Below are 6,274 nucleotides of genomic sequence, written 5' to 3'. Positions count from 1 at the left end.
ACATCAACCCCATTCATTCTTTTTGCACACTCTTCTATACAATCAAGCTCCCAATAATCATCAGAATCCAAAAAGATAATATAGTCTATACTAGGATAAATAAAATCAGCTAAATCTTTAGTAGTATGAAAAGCTTTATAGCTTTTATATACTGTATAAATTTCATAGGGATTATTACCTTCTATATTAAATTCTATTAAAGAATTTGTTTCTAAAATTTGAGTTTTATTTTTAAGTATATATTCTCCACTAAAATATTCTATGCCGACATTTCTAGCACTGCTTAAGCCACCATTTTTTTTATCAAAAAGTATAAATCTTTCATCTTTTAAAGTGTATTCTTTAGCTATATTAAATGAGTTTTCATCTGTGCTACCATCATTTACAAGTATAACTTGTAAATTTTTATAAGTTTGATTAATAACACTATCTAAACATTCTTTTAAGTACTTTTCTACATTATAGATTGGGATAACTACACCTACTGTTTTATTCATAGTTTTTCCTTTGCAACTTTCAACACTCTCTCCACGGTTTTATCCATATCATAATATTTATAATCGCCAAGCCTACCTAAAAAATACACATTTGTAAGTTTAGCAGATTCTTTTAAATATTTTTCATATAGCTTTTGATTTTCATCGTTAGGTATAGGATAGTATCTTTCGCTCTTACCTTCTTCGTATTCACAAGGAAATTCATAAGAAAGTATGGTTTTATTAGATTTTTCATCAAGATAATATTTATACTCAACACTTCTTGTAAAATCGTAATTTTCAGGATAGTTTATCTGAGGACCTGATTGCATATACTCTTTATCAAAAGTTTCAAAGACTATATTTAAACTTCTATAAGGCAATTTACCAAATTTATAATCAAAAAATTCATCGATCGCTCCTGTATAAAACAATCTTTCGTATTCTATATCTTTTTTTATATCTTTAAAATCAGTATTTAATTGTACTTTTATCAAAGGATGATTGATTATATTTTCAATCATTTTTGTATAACCATCTTTTGGTATAGCTTGATAAGTATCTACAAAATATCTATCATCACGACTTATATATACAGGAACTCTTGCGCTAACTGAAAAATCAAGCTCTTCAGGTTTTACACCCCATTGTTTTACTGTGTAACCTAAAAAAACTTTTTTATAAATATACTCAGCTAAAAACTCTAAATCTTTATCATTTGCATTTTTTAATTCTAAAATAGGAATTTTAGAATTAAAAGCAAATTTACTTACTAATTTTTGCTCAAGTTCTTTGGCTAAATATTCTGGAAAAACTTTATGTAAAGTATCAAGATTAAATGGGATATTTATCTCTCTACCATCTATAAAAGCTTTTACTCTATACATAAAATAATGCCATTTTGTAAAACGACTTAAATACTCCCAAACTTCTTTTATACTAGTGTGAAAAACATGGGGTCCATATTTATGCACGGTTACATTACTTTCTTGATCTTTATAGTCATAAATATTTCCGCCAATATGCTCTCTTTTATCTATGATTAAAACCTCTTGTCCTTTACTAGCTAAACGCTCAGCTAAAATAGCTCCACTAAGCCCACAACCTACAATTAAATTTTTTACTTTTTTCATCTTAATACTTTCTATTATTTTCCCAACCCCAAGCACTTTTAATAATATCTTTAATATCGGTGTATTTTGCTTCCCAAGATAAGATTTCTTTTGCTTTTTTATTATCTGCGTATAATCTTGCAGGATCCCCTTCTCTTCTTGGTGCATAATTTATAGGGCACTTTTTACCACTTACAATTTCAGCTGCGCTGATGATTTCTTTTACACTTGTACCTATTCCCGTACCAAGATTTATACAACCGCTAAATTTATGTAAATTTTCTAAGGCTAAACGATGAGCCAATGCTAAATCTTCTACATGAATATAATCTCTTATACAAGTTCCATCTTCGGTATCATAATCATTTCCAAAAATATTTATAGCAGGAATTTCTCCTTTTATAGCTTTTAAAACTAAAGGAATTAAATGAGTTTCAGGTTCGTGGCTTTCACCGATAAGTCCATCCTTGCTTGCACCTGCGGCATTGAAATATCTTAAAGAAATATGCCTTAAACCATAAGCTTTTTCATAGTCAACAAAAACTTGCTCTATCATAAGCTTAGTTCTTCCATAAGCATTGATAGGATTTTGAGGGTGCTTTTCATCAATTGGAGTATATTGTGGTTCTCCATAGGTTGCACAAGTGCTTGAAAATACTATATCCTTAACATTATTTTCAAGCATTGCATTTAAAAGATTTATAGTTCCTACTACATTATTTTGATAATATTTTGCAGGATTTACAACACTTTCTCCCACATAAGCAAAAGCTGCAAAATGCACTAGGGCATCTATTTTTTCTTGCTTGAAAACATTAGTTAAAGAAAAGGTATCTAGTAAATCTGCATGGATAAATTTGGCTCTTTTGTCTATAGCTTGTTTGTGTCCATAGATGAGATTATCCATGACAATGCAATTGTAATTATTATCTAATAAATGTTTTAAGGTATGTGAGCCTATATATCCTGCACCACCTACAACTAAAATATTCTTCATCTACCTACACCTTGATACTCAAAACCTAGTTTTATAGCTTCATTTTTATCAATCAAATTTCTTAAATCAATAATTTTTTTATGATTTAACAAATCATAAGCCTTTTTTAAATCAAGGCTTGAAAATTCTTTCCATTCTGTTAGTATAGCAATCACATCAGCATCTTTTATAGCTTCATACATGGAATTAGCATAATCAATCTTATCTCCTAAAATTTGCTTAGCTAAATCCATAGCTTTTGGATCATAAGCACAAATTGGAAGTTTTTGCTCTAAGAGTTTAAAAACAATATCTACGGCAGGACTTTCTCTACAATCATCGGTACCATCTTTAAAAGCAAGGCCAAGTACGGCTATTTTTGGATTTTTGATATCCTTAATACTATTTAAAATTCTTTCACACATATGGTTTTTACGCTCTTCATTACCTTTAATAGCTGCATTGATTAAAGTTAAATCGATATCATTTTGCTTACCCATAAAAGCCATAGCTAAAGTATCCTTTGGAAAACACGAACCTCCATATCCAGGCCCAGGATTTAAAAAGCGATTTCCTATCCTAGTATCAAGCCCCATGCCTTTGGCAACTTCTAAAATATCAGCTCCAACTTTTTCACAAAAATTTGCCATTTCATTAATATAGTGAATTTTAATAGCTAAAAATGCATTTGAGGCGTATTTGATAGTTTCCGAAGAACGGCGACTTACAAAAAGTAACTCACTTTTTCCTTTAAAAGGCTCATAAAGCTTTTCTATCACTGCTTTTGCTCTTTGTGAATTTGTTCCTATTATAATCCTATCTGGATTGAAAAAATCATATACTGCAAAACCTTCTCTTAAAAACTCAGGCAAAGAAAGAACATCAAATTCTGCATTTGGATTTTTCTTGCTAATTAAACTTTCTATATCATCACCCGTACCAACAGGAACAGTAGATTTTGTAGCAATTACTGTATATCCTATTAAATAATCGGCTAATTCAGTTGCAGCCGTATGGATATACTTCATATCTGCTTCTTTTGTAACTGGGTGCGGTGGAGTGCCTACTGCTATAATTACTAAATCTGCATCTTTAATGCCTTCTTGCATAGAAGTTGTAAATTTTAAACGACCTTCTTTTACATTTTTATGAAAAAGATCTTCAAGATTATCTTCATAAATTGTTAAAATTCCATCATTTAAGGCATCAATTTTTGATTTTTCTCTATCTATACAAATAACATCATTTCCAAGTTCTGCTAGACCAACACCTGTTGGAAGTCCAACATAACCTGTTCCTATGATTCCTATTTTCATAAATTTTATCCTTTAAATTCTGTAATTTTTTCTTTAAAATACTTTATAGTTTTTTCCAAACCTTCATCTAAATTTATCTTTGGCTCCCAATTAAATTTAGCTTTAGCCAAAGAAATATCAGGTCTTCTTTGAGTTGGATCATCTAATGGCAAATCTTTATAAATAATCTTTGATTTTGAACCTGTTTTTTCTATAATTTTTTGTGCTAATTCTTTTATAGTAAATTCACCAGGATTACCAGTATTTATAGGCCCTTGAAAATCTTTTGAAGAATTCATCACTTTAATAATAATATCAATTAAATCATCCACATAACAAAAAGAACGCGTTTGTGAACCATCTCCATAAATTGTGATATCTTTTCCACTTAAAGCTTGACATATAAAATTACTTACAACCCTGCCATCATTTGGATCCATATTTTCTCCATAGGTATTAAAAATTCTTATTATTTTAATATCTACACCTTCATGTCTATGATAGTCAAAAAACAAACTTTCAGCACATCTTTTCCCCTCATCATAACAAGCACGAATTCCTATAGGATTTACATTGCCTCTATATTCTTCACTTTGTGGATGAACGAGTGGATCTCCATAAACCTCTGAAGTTGAAGCTTGTAAAATCGTTGCATTATGTTCTTTTGCAAGTTCAAGCATATTTATAGCACCATATACACTTGTTTTTGTTGTTTTTATAGCATGTTTTCCCTGATAAGCGGGTGGAGAAGCGGGACAAGCAAAATTATAAATTTGATCAAGCTTTTGTGTAATTTTTAATGGCTCGCAAATATCATGCTCTATAAAAGTAAAATTTTCATTTTCTAAAAGTTCTTTGATGTTTTCCATTCTGCCTGTATAATTATTATCTACACAAATAATTTTATTGCCTTCACTAAGCAATCTTTTACATAAATTAGAACCTAAAAATCCCGTTCCCCCAGTGATTAAAATAACCCTCATTATAAATACTTTCTTAATTTCCATAAAACTTATTATAATTCAAACTAGCTTATATTAAAATAATTTTTAAAAATTTCCCTAAACGATAAGAATAATGTTTTTTGATTTTTCTACTTTCTAGATCTTCACTAGAAGAAGAAAAAACAATAAAAGGGTAATTTTTGATTGTTTCTTGAAACAAATCTTGTTCTTTTTGAATATTTAGTATCATTTTTTTAGCATTTAAAACAATTTTTATCAAACCTCTTAAACTTCTATAGTTAGATAAAACAAATTGCCCTAAACGATAAGACAATTGATATTTAAGACATTCTGCTCCACTTAAATGAAATTTTTCAAAATAATCTTTTAATTCTTGCAGTTTATTTTTAAGCAACAACGGATCTTTATCTATAAAAAAAATAATCAAAGTTCTATCAAGCAAAGTAGGTAAAAAGGTTTGTTCAACAAGGATTGATATTTCATTATTTGAATTGTATTTTAAAATTTTTATCAATTCCAAACAAGTAAAAATCCAATTCATAGACATTTGGTACCTTTTTAATTCATAGGTATTTTTCTCAAATTCTATGTATAAAGCATACAAATAAGAGTTAGTATTTATACTATATTGTTTTTGATTGCTTATGCTGCTTTCTCTAAAACGATATATATACTTTTTCTCAGGATATATATATATATTATCAGTCATAGAAAAAAGCGCTATACCAAAATGATGATCTTCATGGATGATCTGATTGATAAATTTAATATTAATTTTTTGCAAAAAAGTAAAGTCAATCATTCCTTGCCAAGCATACCAAAATAAATAATTACCTATTTCTCTAGTCCTTTTTAACCATTGCAAAGGAGTAATGATTTGTTCTTTTGTGTAATTATAAATTTCCATTTGAGTTGCTTTATTTTTATTTAAAAACTTATAATCAAACCAAAGAACATCAACCCCATTCATTCTTTTTGCACACTCTTCTATACAATCAAGCTCCCAATAATCATCAGAATCCAAAAAGATAATATAGTCTATACTAGGATAAATAAAATCAGCTAAATCTTTAGTAGTATGAAAAGCTTTATAGCTTTTATATACTGTATAAATTTCATAGGGATTATTACCTTCTATATTAAATTCTATTAAAGAATTTGTTTCTAAAATTTGAGTTTTATTTTTAAGTATATATTCTCCACTAAAATATTCTATGCCGACATTTCTAGCACTGCTTAAGCCACCATTTTTTTTATCAAAAAGTATAAATCTTTCATCTTTTAAAGTGTATTCTTTAGCTATATTAAATGAGTTTTCATCTGTGCTACCATCATTTACAAGTATAACTTGTAAATTTTTATAAGTTTGATTAATAACACTATCTAAACATTCTTTTAAGTACTTTTCTACATTATAGATTGGGATAACTACACCTACTGTTTTATTCAT

Annotated in this window: 6 protein-coding genes; all 6 read right to left on the bottom strand. The window is 28.5% G+C overall.

Annotation, left to right across the window (positions count from 1 at the left end):
* Positions 1 to 497, bottom strand: a 497-nt coding sequence (locus tag AJN56_RS01470; RefSeq protein ID WP_148115938.1) for a glycosyltransferase family 2 protein, incomplete at its 3' end; no start/stop codon positions are given.
* On the bottom strand, positions 494 to 1,609 hold the full coding sequence (glf, locus tag AJN56_RS01465) for a UDP-galactopyranose mutase (RefSeq protein ID WP_070246300.1): 1,116 nt from the start codon (positions 1,607 to 1,609) through the stop codon (positions 494 to 496). The genes AJN56_RS01470 and glf, both read right to left, overlap by 4 nt.
* A 1-nt stretch (position 1,610) precedes the next feature.
* The gene (gene galE / locus AJN56_RS01460; RefSeq protein ID WP_070246302.1) at positions 1,611 to 2,585 is read right to left on the bottom strand and encodes a UDP-glucose 4-epimerase GalE; all 975 of its coding nucleotides are present in this window, start codon (positions 2,583 to 2,585) and stop codon (positions 1,611 to 1,613) included.
* Positions 2,582 to 3,880, bottom strand: a complete 1,299-nt coding sequence (locus AJN56_RS01455) for a UDP-glucose dehydrogenase family protein (protein ID WP_070246304.1) — start codon at positions 3,878 to 3,880, stop codon at positions 2,582 to 2,584. The genes galE and AJN56_RS01455 overlap by 4 nt, the downstream gene beginning before the upstream one ends.
* Positions 3,881 to 3,885: 5 nt before the next feature.
* A complete protein-coding gene (locus AJN56_RS01450; RefSeq protein WP_070246306.1) occupies positions 3,886 to 4,842 on the bottom strand; it encodes a UDP-glucuronic acid decarboxylase family protein in 957 nt (318 codons plus the stop codon).
* Positions 4,843 to 4,891: 49 nt separating this feature from the next.
* Positions 4,892 to 6,274, bottom strand: a 1,383-nt coding sequence (locus tag AJN56_RS01445) for a glycosyltransferase family 2 protein (RefSeq protein WP_070246308.1), incomplete at its 5' end; no start/stop codon positions are given.

Source organism: Campylobacter sp. BCW_4319 (assembly GCF_001764435.1).
GTDB classification, from domain to species: Bacteria; Campylobacterota; Campylobacteria; order Campylobacterales; family Campylobacteraceae; genus Campylobacter_D; species Campylobacter_D jejuni.
This window is presented reverse-complemented; position numbering and strand designations above follow the sequence as displayed.

Coding starts and splice junctions, on each gene's coding strand:
- glf (WP_070246300.1), bottom strand. CDS start 1,609: ATGAAAAAAGTAAAAAATTTAATTGTAGGTTGTGGGCTTAGTGGAGCT.
- galE (WP_070246302.1), bottom strand. CDS start 2,585: ATGAAGAATATTTTAGTTGTAGGTGGTGCAGGATATATAGGCTCACAT.
- AJN56_RS01455 (WP_070246304.1), bottom strand. CDS start 3,880: ATGAAAATAGGAATCATAGGAACAGGTTATGTTGGACTTCCAACAGGT.
- AJN56_RS01450 (WP_070246306.1), bottom strand. CDS start 4,842: ATGAGGGTTATTTTAATCACTGGGGGAACGGGATTTTTAGGTTCTAAT.